The sequence below is a fragment of the Marinobacterium lacunae genome (assembly GCF_000705555.1).
Taxonomy (GTDB): domain Bacteria; phylum Pseudomonadota; class Gammaproteobacteria; order Pseudomonadales; family Balneatricaceae; genus Marinobacterium_D; species Marinobacterium_D lacunae.
Genome location: NZ_JMQN01000015.1, coordinates 44,829 through 62,277, shown reverse-complemented (window position 1 = coordinate 62,277; position 17,449 = coordinate 44,829). Strand labels below are relative to the sequence as shown.

Here is a 17,449-nt window from a genome sequence, read left to right as displayed (position 1 = left end):
CATCAAACGGCAACCCTATCGGTTGCCGTTTCTGTTTTCGCTCCCGCCTCCATCGCATCTTTAAGTCTTCATGCATGGATCATTGCCAATAGCTATTAGAGCACTAGATACAATCAATTTTTAATATAACACTCAGCTGCCTACTCTAGATCCTGTCGAAACACACACGCTCACAGGAGAAAGACAATGGCTCAAGCAATCAACACCCCGATCAAACCCTTCAAAGCAAACGCCTTCAAAAACGGCGAGTTCATCGAAATGTCCGACGCTGACCTGAAAGGCAAGTGGTCTGTGTTCTTCTTCTACCCTGCCGACTTCACCTTTGTCTGCCCGACCGAACTCGGCGATCTGGCGGATCATTACGAAGAGCTGCAGAAGCTGGGCGTCGAGGTGTACTCCGTATCCACCGATACCCACTTCGTACACAAGGCCTGGCACGACGCGTCCGAGACCATCGCCAAGATCAAGTACACCATGATCGGCGATCCGAACTGGACCATCACCACCAACTTCGACGTGCTGCGTGAAGGTCAGGGCCTTGCCGACCGTGCAACCTTCATCGTCGATCCGGAGGGCATCATTCAGGCTGCGGAAGTCACTGCCGAAGGTATCGGCCGCGAAGCGGACAGCCTGGTGCGCAAACTGAAAGCAGCCCAGTACGTTGCCAGCCATCCGGGCGAAGTCTGCCCGGCGAAGTGGAAAGAGGGCGAAGCGACTCTGGCGCCGTCTCTGGATCTGGTTGGCAAGATCTAAGTCGACACGCGTAAGCACAGATGGCCGCCCCCACGCACCGGGGTGCGGCCCTTACAGAACTCAGCTATGGAAGCAGGACAGGCTCATGTTGGATACAAACCTGAAACAGCAACTGAACACCTATCTGCAGGCGCTGGTTACTCCGATTGAGATAACCCTGTCTGCAGACGACACGGAAAAGGGACGTGAACTGCGCACACTCGCGCAGGAGATCACCGCCCTGTCCGACAAAATTTCACTGATCGACAGCGATGCTGCCGCACGCACACCAAGCATGGCTGTGAGCCCTGCCAGTGTTGAACCGCGTGTCCATTTCGCCGGAATCCCGATGGGACACGAGTTCACCTCGCTGGTGCTGGCGCTGTTACAAAATGGTGGTTACCCGCCAAAAGTGGCGCAGGAGCAGATCGAACAGATCAAGGCGCTCGACAAGCCGCTGCGCTTCGAAACCTACATCTCGCTGTCATGTCAGAACTGTCCGGATGTGGTGCAGGCACTGAACCTGATGGCGACGCTGAATCCGAATATAAGCCACACCATGATCGACGGTGCCCTGTTCCAGTCCGAGGTCAGTGAGCGCAACGTGATGGCCGTACCCAGCGTGTATCTGAACGGTGAGCCGTTCGGTCAGGGCCGCATGACACTGGCAGAGATTCTCAACAAGGTCGACTCCGGTGCAGCCGAGCGCAAAGCAGCCGAACTGGACGACAAGGCGCCCTATGACCTGCTGGTTGTCGGTGGTGGCCCGGCCGGTGCTGCAGCGGCGATTTACGCGGCCCGCAAAGGGATCCGCACCGGTATCGTTGCAGAACGCTTCGGCGGTCAGGTGATGGATACCGTCGGCATTGAAAACTTCATTTCGGTGAAAGCGACGGAAGGTCCGAAGCTGGTCGCAGGCCTTGAAGAGCATGTGCGCGACTACGATGTGGATATCATCACCGAACAGAAGGCGAGCAAGCTGCGCCGTGACCGTTTGGTCGAGATCGACCTGGCGAGCGGTGCCACATTGAAAAGCCGCGCCGTAGTCATCGCCACCGGCGCTCGCTGGAGGGAGATGAATGTACCCGGTGAAAAGGCGTATCGCGGCAAAGGCGTGGCATACTGCCCGCATTGCGATGGCCCTCTGTTCAAGGGCAAGAGCGTCGCGGTAATCGGGGGCGGCAACTCCGGTATTGAAGCGGCGATCGATCTGGCCGGTATTGTGAAGGATGTCACGGTGCTTGAGTTCGGCGATACCCTGCGGGCCGATGACGTACTGGTACGTAAGGCGCAGTCGATGCCGAACATCCGCATCATCAAGCAGGCCGCAACCACCGAAGTAAAAGGCGACGGCCAGCGCGTGACCGGTCTGACCTATACCGACCGCGCCACGGGCGAATCGCATGAACTGACACTGGCCGGCATCTTTGTCCAGATAGGGCTGGTGCCAAACAGCGAATGGCTCAAGGGCGATCTGGAGCTGACCCGATTCGGCGAGATCGAGATCGGAGCCCGCGGTGAAACATCGCTGCCCGGCGTATTCGCCGCAGGCGATGTAACCACGGTGCCGTTCAAGCAGATCATTATTGCCATGGGTGCAGGCGCAACGGCGTCTCTAGGTGCCTTCGACTATCTGATCAGGGAGTCGGTAGCCGACTCCGAAGAAGCCGCCTGATCAACAGATTGCATTCCCTCTTGCACCGCCTCTGAGCTCTGGCCAGAGGCGTCTTTATTTTTACCCCGTCGCACAGCGTTCATTGATCCAGGCCAAGTAACAGCCACACCCATCTTCAAATGCAACTGATAATATGTATCATTAGCAATTCCATGGTTATTCACGGTGAGGCATGAGCACGCATCGCCAGCAACCTGACGTCAGAGGGCATTTATGAAGCGCAATCGTCACCTCCCCTACTTCGTACTGTCGGGTTTGGCTGCCATTCTGATCAGCGGTTGCCAAACCAGCACTCAAACGTCTGACGCGCGGCCAGCCGACACTCTTGCCGAGCTCGGCCAGCGCCTGTTTTTCGACCCGGCGCTGTCGCTGAACCGCACCCAATCCTGCTCCAGCTGCCACGACCCGGCCCACGCCTTCACCGATCCCAAGGGAACGGCTGATTCCTTGGGCGACGACGGTCACTCACATGGCGGACGCAATGCCCCGACGGCCAGTTACGCCGCACTGGCGCCTGAATTTCACCGTGCCGAAGATGGCAGCTATAAGGGCGGGCAGTTCCACGATGGTCGCGCCTCGACGCTGGCCGATCAGGCGATGGGGCCACCGCTCAACCCGGCCGAGATGGGTATGACCAGCAAGGCGCTTGTGATCTCGCGTCTTGCCGAGAATCCGTTCTACCGCAGCAGTTTCAGCAGCTTGTTTGATGATAAGGTGTTGCAGGACCCGGAACGCGGCTACCGCGCGATGGCGGAGAGTATTGCAGCCTTCGAGCAAACGGCACTGTTCTCGCCCTTCGACTCCAAATACGACCGCTACCTGCGCGGCGAATACACCATGACGCCGCAGGAGGAGCTCGGTCGTACCCTATTCTTCTCCCAGCAGTTCACCAACTGCAATCAGTGCCACCAGTTAAAGCGCTCACCGATCGACAAGCGCGAAACATTTACCGATTACAGCTACCGCAACATCGGCGTACCGGCCAACCCTGAGTTGAAGCGCGGTATCGATCTGGGCCTGGCCGCCAACAGCCGTGTTGAAGGTGCTGAACATGAGGGCAAGTTCAAGGTGCCGACGCTGCGCAATGTGGCTGTAACGGGGCCCTACATGCACAACGGCGTCTTCAAGGATCTGCGCACGGTGGTACTGTTCTACGATCACTACAACAGCCGCAATCCGGCACGGGCGATCAACCCGGAAACGGGAAATCCCTGGGGAAAACCGGAAGTGGACCGAAACCTGTCGGAGAAAGAGCTCACCTCGACACCGGCTTTGGATAACCGTCGAGTGGATGCACTGGTCGCCTTCATGAGGACACTGACCGATAAGCGTTACGAGCCGTTGCTGGAGGCCGAACAGTAATAACGGAGAAAACCGAAAACGGAGCAGCCGATTCAGCGATACGGTATCGGGGGATCGGTCTGGATATTACAGCGGATGATCGAGGAGGAAGACGGGCTTTCTTATAGTTATCCCCAGCCCAGGGGATTAATACGTCGTCCGGGGCAGCCCCTGTTCAGTGCGCGTGGCGGGCGAACAGGGCGCTAGCGTCGTGTGCTACATGAGAAGCCGTGCGTGCAATCCAGCTGAACAGACCATGGATAAGTTCAGAGACGTATTCAGCACGTTCGATCTTGGCCAGAGTCACGGGATCTTCACAGCCATTGCGACGGGCGATTTCGACCAGAGTAAGATTTTCTTCATTCATAATGTTCACCTTCTGTCCTGAGTTCGTTGTACAGGCACAGAATAGTGGGTTGCCGGAGCGCCTTCAAACGATCCTTTCTCGCATGAATGTTGAATAAAACTCACCCATTAAAGCAATACCCAGAACGCCGAGGCGAAAAAAAGCCGGAGTTCACACTCCGGCTTTTCCGACGTGAGGATCTTGTTCGGCCCGCTCTTACGGCGATTCCGCGTCCCCTTGCTTTTTTAGTCTCTCTCCCGAGACCATCCCATCTTGCTGCCGGAAATTCGTGCTCAGGCAACCTGCTGTGTAGGCGTCGGGCCGAACAGAAGCTCTCCTCTCAATGCACCCAGATCGGTTTTCGCACGTAACTGCTCGAAATACCAAGGTCCGAAACGGGTATCGCCATACAGCACCGCTCCTACCAACGCGCCATTCCTGAGCCACAACTTGCGGTACTCACCGTGCTGGAGGTCCAGATACTCTAGCGGCTGAGTATCCTGCGCATCGATCTCACCGCAGGAGAACAATGCGATGCCACTGACTTTGAGCTGTGTGGCCACCGGCTCCTCTGCATAGGTGCGATCCTGACCACAGAGTACACCCGCGAGGACTTCGGCCTGACGCCAGATCGGTGCAACAAGACCGTAAGTATTACGCTCGAACTCACAACACTCGCCAAGCGCATACACCCCCGAATGCGAGGTGTGCATATGCGTATCAACCTCGATCGCCCGGTTGCAATTAAGTCCGGCCTCGCGCGCCAGCCTCACCTCTGGCGTCACACCGATCGCAACCACGACCAGATCCGCCGGCAGGCGCTTACCGTTCTGCAACATGACAGCGGTTACCCGCCCTTCACACCCCTCGATCGATTCGATCCGGGCACCGGTCAGGATATGCAGTCCACGACCCTCCAGCTCTTGCTGCAACAGCACCGAGGCAGTGTTATCCAGTTGCAGATTGAGCAACCGATCACCGCGCTGGAGAACGGTGGTATGCATCCCAAGCTTTCGCAGCCCTTCGGCGGCTTCCAGACCCAACAGGCCTCCACCGACAACCACCGCACGCCCACCCTCGGCGGCGCGAGTCTGCATCCGCTCGACATCCTCCCAGGTCCGAAACCCCATAACCCCTTTGAGATCAATGCCCGGCAGTGGCGGCATATTCGAGCGTGAGCCTGTGGCAAACACCAACTGTCGATAGTGCACCTGCACTCCAGCCCGAGTCTTCAACACCTGGTGCTCAAGATCGACCTGTTCGACCGGATCAGCACAGATCAGCTCTATACCCTGCTCGCGATACCACCGCGCATCCTGCAGCTCCACATCCACCGGCTGCATTTCGCCTGACAGCAAGGGCGAGAGCAGGACACGGTTGTACGCCCGCCGCGGCTCTTCGCCGATCACCAGTATGGAGGTCGGTTTTACCGGCTGGCGCGCCAGGTCCTGCAGTAGCCGGTTAGCGGCCATACCATTGCCCACGATGACCAGATCAGCCTGCTTTGTCATTGGCTCACCCGTGGGCTCGTTTCTTTGGGGATTCGTTACCGGCCGCCTGCACCTTTTTGACGTTGCGGTGCTGGCCGATATCTTCCACCTTGCGCTGCTTCTCGTAGAGGAAGCTCAGCACCTCGTGACGGTAGTGGTTGTACTGCGGGTCATCCGCCAGTGCGATACGGTCTCGCGGCCGGGGCAGTTCGACCTTCAGAATCTCACCCACCGTAGCAGCCGGGCCGTTGGTCATCATCACAATACGGTCGGAGAGCAGTACCGCCTCATCCACATCGTGGGTGATCATGATCACCGTGTTGTTCAGGTCCTTCTGGATATCCATCAATGAATCCTGCAGATGGGCGCGGGTCAGCGCATCCAGCGCACCAAAGGGTTCATCCATCAACAACACTTTGGGTTCCATCGCCAACGCGCGGGCGATGCCGACGCGCTGTTTCATGCCGCCGGATATCTCATCCGGACGTTTGTGCATGGCATGAGTCATGTGCACCAGCTCGAGGTTGTGCTCAATCCAGCTTTTCATCTCAGCCCTGCTCTTCTGCCCCTTGAACACCTGCTTCACCGCCAGTTCGACGTTCTCGTATGCACTGAGCCAGGGCAGCAGGGAGTGATTCTGGAACACCACTGCACGCTCGGGGCCGGGCTCATCCACCTCTTTACCCTCCAGCACCACACCACCTGTGGTGGCCTTGTGAAGGCCTGCGACGATGTTGAGTACGGTGGACTTGCCGCAGCCTGAGTGGCCGATCAGAGAGACGAACTCGCCCTTTTCGATCTTCAGATTGACATTATCCAGCGCCTTGAAGGGCCCTTTCGGTGTTGGAAATTCGATGGAGACACCGGTCAGTTCAAGATGTTTAGACATGAGAGTCTCTCCTTGTTAACGGGTTATGGCGTTTTTGTCCCAGGAGAACGCGCGCTGCAGCAACAGCATGACGCGATCCAGCAAAAAGCCGATCAGACCGATCACCAGCACCGCAACCATGATGCGCCCGAGCGAGTCGGAGCTTCCGTTCTGGAACTCGTCCCAGACGAACTTGCCCAGTCCCGGGTTCTGCGCCAGCATCTCGGCGGCGATCAGTACCATCCAGGCGATACCCAGCGACAGTCTGAGGCCGGTAAAGATCATCGGCACGGACGAGGGCAGCACGATCTTGACTACATGGGTGCCCCAACTCAGGCGCAGTACCTTGCTCACGTTCTGCAGGTCGGGGCTAACAGCTGAAACGCCTACCGCCGTGTTGATCAGCGTCGGCCACAGGCAGCACAGCGATACGGTGAACAGCGAGGTCAGGAACGACTTGGCAAACATGGGATCGGGCGTGACATACACGGCGCTGACCACCATAGTCACCAGCGGCAGCCAAGCCAGCGGCGACACCGGCTTGAACAGCTGGATCACCGGGTTCAACGCCGAGTACAAAGCCCCATTGAGACCGATACAGATCCCCAGCGGAATCGCGATCAGTCCGGCAATGACGAATCCGGCCAGCACGGTAACCAAGCTGGTGCCGATCTGGTCAAAGAACGTCGGCTTACCGGTGTACTCGCGGATCTTAGCCTCATAGCTCGGATCCTTGGCGATACGCTCAGCATTGCGCGTCTCCTGCCGCTCGTAGAACTCCGCCTCGCGGTTACGCTCAGCGGCGTGATCGGCAATCAGCGACAGCGTCTGCTGATACACCTGGCTAGGCCCCGGAAACTCGCCCAGCGAGGTATGTATCTGTTTGGCGCCCGCCTGCCAGATCATCAGGAACACCAGGAGTCCGAGCAGCGGCAAACCCAGGGCACGGGCGGTGCGCTTGAACCAGCTACTCAGGGTATCGTTGCTTTTGACGCCGGCAATGCTGGATACGCCGGCCAGGGTCATGCGAATGCTACTCATCGTTAATTCTCCTTCCTCCAGATGGATGGCCCCTCAGTCGAGAGGCCAGGGGAGGATCAGATCTTGTCGGCGCCTTTCAGGCCGATATTGAACTTTTCCAGATACTCGTTGGGCTTCTTGCCATCGTAGGTAATACCGTCGATGAACTGGGTCTGCGGAGCCTTGAAGCCATCTTCGGTGGCGAAATCCGGGAAGTCCGCTGCATCCATCAGCCCGTCGGCGATCAGCTCCTTGGCAGCCGTTGCGTAGATATCCGGGCGGTAAACCTTCTTGGCCACATCCATGTACCAGCTATCCGGCTTCTGCTCGGCAATCTGGCCCCAGCGACGCATCTGGGTCAGATACCAGATCGCATCGGAGTAGTAGGGGTAGGTCGCGTTGTGACGGAAGAACACATTGAAATCGGGCACATCACGCTTGTCGCCCTTTTCATATTCGAAGGTACCGGTCATGGAGTTGGCGATGACATCGGCATCGGCACCGACATAGGCCGGGCGGGAGAGGATATCCACGGCTTCCTTACGGTTGGCGTTGTTGTTCTCATCCAACCACTTCGCGGCGCGGATCATCGCCTTGACCACGCGAATGTGAGTGTTGGGGTACTTCTCGGCCCACTCTTTGGAGACACCGAACACCTTCTCGGGGTTGTCCTTCCAGATCTCGTAGTCGGTGATCACCGGTACACCGATGCCCTTGAATACGGCCTGCTGGTTCCACGGCTCACCCACGCAGTAACCGTAGATGGTGCCAGCTTCCATGGTCGCCGGCATCTGCGGCGGCGGGGTCACCGAGAGAAGCGCATCGGCCTGCAGCTGACCGCTGGTATCGCCCTTTTCCGGAGCATAGTAGCCGGGGTGGATACCGCCGGCGGCGAGCCAGTAACGCAGTTCATAGTTGTGGGTAGAGACCGGGAACACCATGCCCATGTTGAACGGCTTGCCCTCGGCGCGGTATTTATCCACAACCGGCTTGAGGTAGTCCGCCTTGATCGGATGCACCGGCTTGCCATCCGGACCGACCGGAATGTTCGGCTTCATCTGCTCCCAGATCTCATTGGAAACGGTGATGCCGTTGCCGTTCAGGTCCATGCTGAACGCGGTGATGATATCGGCCTTGGTACCGAAACCGATGGTCGCACCCAGCGGCTGACCGGCCAGCATGTGCGCGCCGTCGAGCTGGCCGTCGATGACACGGTCAAGCAGCACTTTCCAGTTCGCCTGCGCCTCCAGCGTGACGTACAGGCCCTCGTCCTCGAAGTAGTGTTTCTCGTAGGCGATAGCCAGCGGCGCCATATCGGTCAGCTTGATGAAACCGAACTTGAGCTCCTCCTTTTCCGGATAGCCCACCTCGGCCAACACGGAGTTGGAAGCGGTCAACGTGGCCAGGCTGATGGAAGCGGCCAGCAGCATTTTTTTGCACAGCGAGCGTCGATTCAGAGTTGCTTTCATATTCAGTCCTCTTGAAACACAAAAAAGGGCGCCGCTCCGGTGACTGGTCTTCAAACTCCAGTCACCGGAACGGCGCCCTTGCCGTAATCGTCTGCTTGTAAAGGCCTCGTCGGCCCCTTTAACACTTTCCGGATCGGTGTCTGCCGCCATTGACAGACTGTGATCCTGATTGACGTGTATTTAGCAGGCGCTGTGCCAACAATTTATTTTCAATTACATATCAAGCAATTAGAGTAAAAGTATTTCAATCAGCCAAGGCTATTGAACAAATTTTGCGCACCAGCAACAGGCATATTGCACCGTGACTGTTCAAAAATGGCGCAATCCGAAACAGATGCCATCGATAAAGTCGTTCGTATTTGGCACCAGCACGCCACGGGTACCGGAGAGCTCGCTTTGAGCCCCGTCACGGCCCTCGATTCGGTAATCCGCGACCGGCGCATTCAGTCCCATAGCCTCGGCAACTTCCCGGTACAGGTCGGTATTGAACACTTCATCCAGCACGGGATTGTCCACAGGGCCCTGCCACTGCCCGGCTTCACGCATCTGTCCGAGCAGCCAGGCACCTTGAGAGCGCCAGGGGAAGTTGGTGTCAGCGCCGTAAAAGCGCTGCTCCAATTGAGGTGCAAACAGCCCCCTGTCGTGCAGAGGTTCGATCTCGAGATCCAGATAGGGCGGCAGCGACAAACACTGATACAAGGATTCGCTGTGCTGATGCGATTCCAGCCAGCGGCACGCCTTGAGCAGTGCCATCAGTACCGCACGATAGGTTTGTGGATGTTCGTCAGCCCACTGTCGAGTGACGCCAAACACCTTCTCCATCATGTTGCTCCAGACCTGATGCCCGGTTGCAACGATGCGCCCTACTCCGCCGATCTCGGCCAGCGAATTCCAGGGCTCACCCACGCAACAGCCGTCGATCTGCCCTGAAGCCAGAAGGTCCACCATCTGTTTTGGCGGTGCGCCAATGAACTCCACCTGTCGCGGGGAGATCCCGGACACGTTCAGCCAATAACGCAACTGATAGTGGTGGCAGGAGTAGGGATAAACTGTCGCCAGTTTCAATGGCCGCTCAAGTCCCGTCAGGTGCGCGCGCAGCAGTCGCCCGCTGAGCAGTGGATCGGCGCCCTCCTCGCCGGGTTCGATACCGGCCGCATCCGCCAGCCCTGCCGCCAGCGTGATGGCGTTGCCGTTTCGACTCATGACCAGCGCCGTTTCCATCGCCACGGGCGGCGCGCCCAATCCGAGAGATGATGCCAACGGCATGGGGGCAATCATCTGGGCACCGTCGAGCAACCCATAGGCAACCTTGTCGCGCACGCTGGCCCAGGAGTTCTCGCGCTGAAGACGCACATCCAGCCCCTGTTCGGTAAAGAAACCCTGCTCGCGCGCCACAACCAGGGGCGCACTGTCGAGCAGCGCCACAAACCCCAGTGTGAGGCGCTCTTTTTCCGGCACCAGCCGATCCATATCAAAGCCTGTGCCGCTCATAACACCTCCAAAACCTGAATCACGCTGCGCGCCACGTCCACCAGCTTCTGCGATCGGTCCATCGCCAGCTTACGCAGCGTCCTGAATGCCTGCTCTTCGTCACACCCCTGATGCTTCATCAGCATCCCTTTGGCCTTCTCGATCAGCTTGCGATCCTCAAGTTCGGTGCGCGTCTGCAAAAGCTCCGAGCGCAGATTCTGGAACTCCTCGAAACGTGCGATGGCAACATCGAGAATCGGCTTTACGCGATTAGGCTTCAAGCCATCGACAATATAGGCACTGACACCGGCCTTGATGGCGGCGCGGATATTGTTGGGGTTGTCATCCTTGTCGGCAAAAAACACGATCGGTCTTGGATTCTGCTGATTCACCACAGACATATGCTCCAGCGTATCCCTGTCCGGCGAATCCATATCGATAATCACGATATCGGGCTGCACCCGCTCGACATGATGGCGAAGGGCCGCCGTGGTCGTCAGTCTGCAGACCACGGTGTACCCCTGGGCCTGCAACTCCTGCTCGACCATGGCCGCACGTTCGGTCTCGTCGTCGACGAGCATGACCGATAAACCGTCGTTTCCCACGCTGGGCGCGCTCCTGTTTCTGCGATGGATGGATCGTTAAACCTCTATTAAAGAGGAATAGCGCTTAGCAATAGATATTCCAAATAACAGCGCCGTTTTTTTCAGCCTGTAGCGACACAATCCCAGCAATATGCACCTAAATAGGGCATTCACATAACCAAAACGCCCCCCGATCGCGCACAAACCGACCTGCCGCACACCTCACGCGCCCTACTAATGCCTTGATTAAAGGTAACTTATCGAGAGTGGCACCGCTTTTGCTCTAACCCAGCAACCAAACAGAATTGAGGTCCGTGCGGGTACGCCCGCATCGGTCCAAGGCAAAGGCGCCTGATCATCGTGTCCCACGGGAGATACGATGATCAGGCGCCTTTTTTATTGAGAGCTCGCTGATGAACGACACCACCACCTGCCCGTACTGCGGCGTCGGCTGTGGCGTAAAAGCCCAAGTCCAGGACCAGAGTATCATCGCAGTATCCGGCGACCGGGAACACCCGGCCAATGCCGGCCGCCTCTGTGTCAAAGGCAGCGCCCTGCACGAAACCACATCCGCCAGTAATCGACTGCTGTCGCCCCGTGTAGCAGGTGTGGAGGTGTCATGGGATACGGCGCTGGACAACGTTGCCGAGCGTTTGCAGGCGATTATCGACCGTGACGGCCCAGGCGCTGTCGCCATGTATCTGTCCGGACAGTTACTGACGGAAGACTACTATGTGGCCAACAAGCTGATGAAAGGCTTCATCGGCTCGAGCCACGTGGACACCAACTCGCGGCTGTGTATGTCGTCTACCGTTGCCGGTTACAAGCGCGCCTTCGGCGGCGACCTGATGCCCTGCAGCTATGATGACATCGACCATGCCGAGCTGATGATTCTGGTCGGCTCCAACGCGGCGTGGAATCACCCCATCCTCTACCAGCGCATGGTTGCGGCCAAGCGCGCTAACCCGGCGCTGCGTGTTGTGGTGCTCGATCCGCGCCGGACTGCCACCTCCGATCTTGCCGATCTTCAGCTCTCGCTAAAACCCGGGAGCGACGCACAGATTTTCAACCTGCTGCTGGTCGAACTTGCACGTAGAGGGCAACTGAATGAGGCCTACATTTCGGCACACACCGAAGGTTTTGAAGCTGCGCTGTCCGCCGCACAGGAAAGCGCGCCCGATATCGCATCGGTCGCGCTCGACTGCGACGTTTCCGAACAGGATCTGTCGAGCCTTGTGGACTGGTTCTGCAACACCGAGAAGACGCTGACGTTCTTTTCCCAAGGGATCAACCAGTCCAGCAGCGGCACCGATAAGGTTAACGCCATCATCAACTGTCATCTGGCGACCGGACGACTGGGCAAGCCCGGCATGGGCCCCTTCTCCCTGACAGGACAGCCCAATGCCATGGGCGGTCGCGAGGTGGGCGGACTGGCCAACCAGCTGGCGGCACATATGGATTTCTCCAGCGCAGCCAGTATCGAGCGCGTCGAGCGTTTCTGGCAGGCACCCAATATGGCACGCGCCGAGGGTTACAAGGCGGTGGATCTGTTCGATGCTATCGAACGTGGCGAGATCAAAGCGGTATGGATTATGGCGACCAACCCGGTGGTCAGCTTGCCGGATGCCAACCGCGTGCGCAAAGCGCTTGAGCGTTGTGAGCTGGTTATCGTGTCCGAATGCATGTCCCGAACAGACACGCTGGATCTGGCCCATATCGCGCTCCCGGCCACCACTTGGGGTGAGAAGAACGGCACCGTAACTAACTCCGAACGCCGAATCTCCCGTCAACGCGGTCTGATTTCCGCGCCGGGCGAGGCACGCCATGACTGGTGGGCTATCTGCGAGGTCGCCAAACGACTGGGTTATACACAGGCCTTCGACTACCGCGCACCTGTGGAGATTTTCCGTGAACACGCCGCTCTATCGGGCTTTGAGAACGCAGGTTCACGCGGCTTCGACATCAGTGCCATGAGCACCATCGGTGCGCAGGAGTATGACCACCTGAAACCGATACAGTGGCCGATCACGGCCGATGCACCTCAGGGCACCGAGCGGCTTTTCAGCGATGGCCGTTTTTTTACCCCTTCGCAGCGCGCACGATTCCTTACCATCACGCCGCGCCAACCTGCTCAGCAGACCGATGCGGACTACCCGTTGCGGCTCAATACAGGGCGCATCCGGGATCAATGGCACACCATGACACGCACAGGCCGCGCTGCACGTCTCCTGCAACATCGGCCCGAGCCGTTCATCGAGATCCATCCGCAGGATGCCGAGCGCTTTCAGCTAAAAGACGGTGCCCTTGCCGAACTCTTTAACGATCTGGGGCACTACCGTGCACCGGTTGTGATCACAACACACCAGCGCCCGGGTGAACTGTTTATCCCGATGCACTGGAGCCGACAGTTTTCAGGCGATGCGATCAGCGGGTCACTTATCGCATCCGAAACCGATCCGGTATCCGGCCAACCCGAGTCCAAGCAGGGACGCGCCGGGCTGCGTGCGGTAGACACCCGATGGCGCGCACGCCTACTGGTACGCCAGGCGCTTGAACTCCCCGTGACTTACTGGACCCGCGTGCCGCTTGAGCACTGCACCAGCTACCGGCTCGCCGACACGCACACCGTCGATAACTGGGATAACTGGTGTCATCGCTACTTGGGCGAGGCGCCGTCGATGCGCCTGCACGACGGACATGATGGCCGCTACCGGGCCTGCGGTCTGCGCGATGGCAAGCTCAACTGGCTTCTGCTTGTCGAGCGCGACGACGCTCTGCCGGATCTGGACTGGCTTGACCAGCAATTCGCAGCTAGCACGCTCGATACCGATCAACGGCGCCAACTGCTGGCGGCCACCGCCCCGGGCAATCAACCCTGCGGCGCTGTCGTCTGCAGCTGCTTTCAGGTTCGCGAACCCGAGATTCGCGCTGCCGTTCTGGCAGGCGCCAACAGCGCGGAGCGACTCGGTGCACAGCTCAAGTGCGGCACCAATTGCGGCTCCTGTATTCCGGAGTTGAAAGCGCTGATATCCGATACAACCGAGGAGGTTGAACATGCTCTGGAGTAACGCCTACCCCCTGTTTGGTCAGCTGATGAGCAAGGTCGCAGGTCTTGGCATCGGCAACGGTGCGCGTGATACGGGCCACAACCGCCAGACGATGCGAAACGCCCGAACACCGGGACAGGTGCATCTGATCGGCTGTGGTCCCGGCGCCATGGATCTGCTGACCGTACGTGCACTGCGACTGATCGAACGCGCGGAGGTGGTGATCTACGACCGGCTCGTCGGCGAGGATATTCTGGCGCTGATCCCACACTCGGCTCAGCGTTACTATGTCGGCAAGGCACCCGGTCACCACAGCGTATCGCAGGCCCGCATCGGTGAGTTGATGGTTGAACAAGCCCTGCAAGGAAACACAGTGCTGCGTCTCAAGGGCGGCGACCCGGCCATCTTTGCCCGCATGGCCGAGGAGATCGAGGCACTCAATAACGCCGGTATCCAATGGCATATCGTCCCCGGCATCACGGCCGCTTCGGGCTGTGCCGCGGCTGCCGGTATACCGCTTACGGACCGCAACAGCGCACATCAAGTACGCTTTATCACGGCCACCCACCATGCCGACCACCTCCAGCACGACTGGGCAGCGCTGGCGAGGCCCGACCAGACACTGGTGTTCTATATGGGGCTGGAGTCGCTGACCGCTATCAGTGCGTCGCTGAGGGCCCACGGATTGCCCGATGACTGGCCCATACTGCTGGTTGAAAATGGCACGCGGGACACTCAGCGCAACCTGCTTTCAACGCTGGATAGCGTGGTCGAACAGGCGCAGGAGGCCCGCTTCAAAACGCCGAGTCTGATCATTGTCGGGCAGGTTACGCGCAGCGCAAGGCAAACCGCCACACTCCTTGCCCAAACAGTGCACGCGGCGTGACAATATAAACCCGCATCGCTGATAAAATGGTTGGTTGTGACAGCAGGTAAAAAACATTACGCAGGGCTGATTCTGGCCGGCGGCCGCGGTACCCGCGCCGGCGGTGAAGACAAGGGGCTGTTGGAGTATCAAGGTCGGGCGTTGGTCGAGTTTTCGATTCAGGCGCTGCAGCCCTTCTGTGATCCGCTGTTCATCAACTGCAACCGCAATCAGGATCGTTACGCCCGATATGGGCTGCCCCTGCTCAGCGATCCCGACGACAGCCATCCTGGCCCTCTGCGCGCACTGGCGCAGCTGCTGCCACATCTTCCCGATAAAGATCTGATTACCCTGCCGTGCGATACCCCAGGTGTTCGTAGCGAGCATATCCAACAGCTGATCGACGGCAGTCGCAGCCAGCCCGGTCATTGGATATATGCAGCGGCTGCGGGACGCGATCACCCCCTGCACGCCATTCTGCCCGCCAGCCTGATTCCCGAACTGACTGCACTGGTGGCAGACACAGGCGAGACCCGGCTTATGCGGGCCTTGGCGCAGCTACCAAGTGTGAGGGTTGATATCGATGATGCGTTCGATCTAAACCTCAACCGCCCACTGAAAAAAAATGAGCAGATCGGGAAAAATTAGGAAAAATTCCTATAGGCAAGCCTGGGCAAAGCGACCATCATTAACACCAAGAGGTTCGCAGGAGCGCCGCACGGCTGGAAGCCGTGGTCAGGGAACAGGATAGGAACACAGGTCAGACGGATGCTGACACCTCTCTCACCCACGGATGAGTGAGCTTGGCAGGGATGCAAAAAATAGGGCTTGCAACACGGAAGTGTGCAGGCCCTTTTTACGTTTGGGGGCCAGCAACCGGCGGCGTTAGAAAACGCCGCTGCCGATCTCTCACTCTCCCGGCTTCCAGCCGGATGTGATGGGGTAGCGTCTGTCGCGTCCAAATGCTCGCTCGCTGATACGCGGCCCAACCGGCGCCTGACGACGCTTGTATTCGTTGATATCCACCAGCCGCACGACACGGTTTACATCGGCCGCCTCGAACCCTTTGGCAATAATCGCTTTGGCACTGTAGTCGCGCTCGACATAGAGCTCCAGTATACGGTCCAGCACATCGTAATCGGGCAGGCTGTCCTGATCGGTCTGATCCGGTCGCAACTCGGCAGACGGAGGACGGGTAATCACGCGCTGAGGAATCACCGCAGACAATGAGTTGCGGTATTCTGCCAGACGATACACCAGCGTTTTCGGCACATCCTTGAGGACATCGAACCCACCCGCCATATCGCCATATAGCGTCGAATAGCCAACCGCCATCTCCGACTTGTTACCCGTCGTCAGGACCAGATACCCCTTCTTGTTGGAGATCGCCATCAGCAACACACCACGGCAACGCGCTTGCAGGTTCTCTTCGGTGGTATCCATATCGGTACCGGCAAACTCTTCAGACAGCGCCGCCATGAAGCTTTCGTACATCGGTTCAATCGAGATGACGCTGTGGCGAATACCCAGCAGCTTCGCCTCTTCCGCCGCATCTTCAATGCTGATATTCGAGGTATAACGAAACGGCATCATCACCGCCTCAACGGCATCTGCGCCCAGCGCATCGACCGCCACCGCGACGGTCACCGCCGAATCGATCCCGCCAGACAAACCTAGCACGACTCCTTTGAAACCGTTCTTGCGCACATAGTCGCGCACGCCCAGTACCAACGCGTCATACACGGACTTCTCAAACCCGGGCAGCTCGCATGAGGGTTGCTCGCTCTTAACCTGACCACTGTCCAGATCGACCGTCAGTGCATACAGCGCCTCTTCAAAGAAAGCACCGGCAAAGACCGGGGCTCCCTGGGCATCAACGGCCTGTGAGCCGCCATCGAATACCAGCTCGTCCTGACCGCCAACCTGATTCACGTACAGAACAGGACAGCCCGCGATACGCGCTTGCTGACCGATGACTTCCGTCCGGACAGCCGGTTTACCGCCATGGAAGGGCGATGCGTTGATATTCAATATCAGGCTGACACCTTCAGCCTTAAGCTGTTCAACCGGTGCCGAGTGCCAGATATCTTCGCACACGCTAAGACCAATCTTGTGCCCATACAGCTCGACAACACCCGGTGTGTCGCCCGGCACGAAGTAGCGCTTTTCATCGAAAACCTGATAGTTTGGCAGACACTGCTTGGCGTATTCAGTCAGCACTTTGCCGTCACGGATAACACCGAGCATGTTGTACAGCGCACCGTTACGATAACGGGGATAACCCACCACCAGCGTAATACCCGACACCTGCTCCTTGAGCGCCTTGAGTGCCTGATCGATCCGCAGTTCAAGACTTGGCCGCAACAGCAGGTCTTCCGGGGGATAGCCACTGAGCGCCAGCTCGGGAAAGAGCACCAGATCGGCAGCCAGCTCATCGCGAGCCCGGATAGCCGTTTCGATGATACGGTCGGTATTACCCGGTATGTCACCCACAAGCAGGTTCAACTGGGCCATCGCGACCCGGATAGCGTTACTCATTTCT

The 17,449-nt window shown here is 58.4% G+C and carries 14 protein-coding genes; 6 read left to right on the top strand and 8 right to left on the bottom strand.

Annotated features, from left to right (window positions below; all coding sequences use genetic code 11):
* The first annotated feature begins 186 nt into the window (after positions 1 to 186).
* From ahpC to ADIMK_RS04955, 3 genes are all read left to right on the top strand, one after another.
* A complete protein-coding gene (ahpC, locus tag ADIMK_RS04965; protein WP_036184531.1) occupies positions 187 to 753 on the top strand; it encodes an alkyl hydroperoxide reductase subunit C in 567 nt (188 codons plus the stop codon).
* Positions 754 to 838: 85 nt separating this feature from the next.
* Positions 839 to 2,407: an alkyl hydroperoxide reductase subunit F gene (gene ahpF, locus ADIMK_RS04960; RefSeq protein ID WP_036184528.1), complete on the top strand. Its 1,569-nt coding sequence runs from the start codon at positions 839 to 841 to the stop codon at positions 2,405 to 2,407.
* A 213-nt stretch (positions 2,408 to 2,620) separates the two neighbouring features.
* Positions 2,621 to 3,769 carry a cytochrome-c peroxidase gene (locus ADIMK_RS04955; protein ID WP_036184512.1) on the top strand — a complete coding sequence of 383 codons (1,149 nt, stop codon included), beginning with the start codon at positions 2,621 to 2,623 and terminating at the stop codon, positions 3,767 to 3,769.
* A 154-nt stretch (positions 3,770 to 3,923) separates the two neighbouring features.
* Here ADIMK_RS04955 and ADIMK_RS04950 read toward each other — a convergent pair whose 3' ends face one another.
* The 7 genes from ADIMK_RS04950 to ADIMK_RS04920 form a co-directional block, all read right to left on the bottom strand.
* Entirely contained in the window at positions 3,924 to 4,115 is a 192-nt protein-coding gene (locus ADIMK_RS04950) for a hypothetical protein (protein WP_036184510.1), read from the bottom strand.
* Positions 4,116 to 4,387: 272 nt separating this feature from the next.
* Positions 4,388 to 5,605, bottom strand: coding sequence for an NAD(P)/FAD-dependent oxidoreductase (locus tag ADIMK_RS04945; protein ID WP_081849669.1), 1,218 nt, complete (start codon positions 5,603 to 5,605; stop codon positions 4,388 to 4,390).
* A 4-nt stretch (positions 5,606 to 5,609) separates the two neighbouring features.
* A complete protein-coding gene (locus ADIMK_RS04940) occupies positions 5,610 to 6,473 on the bottom strand; it encodes an ABC transporter ATP-binding protein (RefSeq protein ID WP_036184507.1) in 864 nt (287 codons plus the stop codon).
* Between the two features lie 15 nt (positions 6,474 to 6,488).
* The gene (locus tag ADIMK_RS04935) at positions 6,489 to 7,493 is read right to left on the bottom strand and encodes an ABC transporter permease (protein ID WP_051692481.1); all 1,005 of its coding nucleotides are present in this window, start codon (positions 7,491 to 7,493) and stop codon (positions 6,489 to 6,491) included.
* A 56-nt stretch (positions 7,494 to 7,549) separates the two neighbouring features.
* The gene (locus ADIMK_RS04930; protein ID WP_036184505.1) at positions 7,550 to 8,941 is read right to left on the bottom strand and encodes a CmpA/NrtA family ABC transporter substrate-binding protein; all 1,392 of its coding nucleotides are present in this window, start codon (positions 8,939 to 8,941) and stop codon (positions 7,550 to 7,552) included.
* Between the two features lie 309 nt (positions 8,942 to 9,250).
* Positions 9,251 to 10,432, bottom strand: coding sequence for a CmpA/NrtA family ABC transporter substrate-binding protein (locus ADIMK_RS04925; RefSeq protein ID WP_051692480.1), 1,182 nt, complete (start codon positions 10,430 to 10,432; stop codon positions 9,251 to 9,253).
* Positions 10,429 to 11,016 carry an ANTAR domain-containing response regulator gene (locus tag ADIMK_RS04920; RefSeq protein ID WP_368085821.1) on the bottom strand — a complete coding sequence of 196 codons (588 nt, stop codon included), beginning with the start codon at positions 11,014 to 11,016 and terminating at the stop codon, positions 10,429 to 10,431. The genes ADIMK_RS04925 and ADIMK_RS04920 overlap by 4 nt, the downstream gene beginning before the upstream one ends.
* 392 nt (positions 11,017 to 11,408) lie before the next feature.
* Between ADIMK_RS04920 and ADIMK_RS04915 the strand changes: the two genes are divergently transcribed.
* Genes ADIMK_RS04915 through ADIMK_RS04905 form a run of 3 tightly spaced genes read left to right on the top strand, consistent with a single transcriptional unit; the run spans position 11,409 to position 15,555 of the window.
* A complete protein-coding gene (locus ADIMK_RS04915) occupies positions 11,409 to 14,063 on the top strand; it encodes a nitrate reductase (RefSeq protein WP_036184502.1) in 2,655 nt (884 codons plus the stop codon).
* Positions 14,050 to 14,928, top strand: coding sequence for a uroporphyrinogen-III C-methyltransferase (gene cobA, locus ADIMK_RS04910; RefSeq protein ID WP_156042803.1), 879 nt, complete (start codon positions 14,050 to 14,052; stop codon positions 14,926 to 14,928). The genes ADIMK_RS04915 and cobA overlap by 14 nt, the downstream gene beginning before the upstream one ends.
* A 36-nt stretch (positions 14,929 to 14,964) precedes the next feature.
* Positions 14,965 to 15,555: a molybdenum cofactor guanylyltransferase gene (locus ADIMK_RS04905; RefSeq protein ID WP_036184500.1), complete on the top strand. Its 591-nt coding sequence runs from the start codon at positions 14,965 to 14,967 to the stop codon at positions 15,553 to 15,555.
* 261 nt (positions 15,556 to 15,816) lie between these two features.
* Here ADIMK_RS04905 and ADIMK_RS04900 read toward each other — a convergent pair whose 3' ends face one another.
* Positions 15,817 to 17,445 carry an NAD+ synthase gene (locus ADIMK_RS04900; RefSeq protein ID WP_036184498.1) on the bottom strand — a complete coding sequence of 543 codons (1,629 nt, stop codon included), beginning with the start codon at positions 17,443 to 17,445 and terminating at the stop codon, positions 15,817 to 15,819.
* Positions 17,446 to 17,449 lie beyond the last annotated feature (4 nt).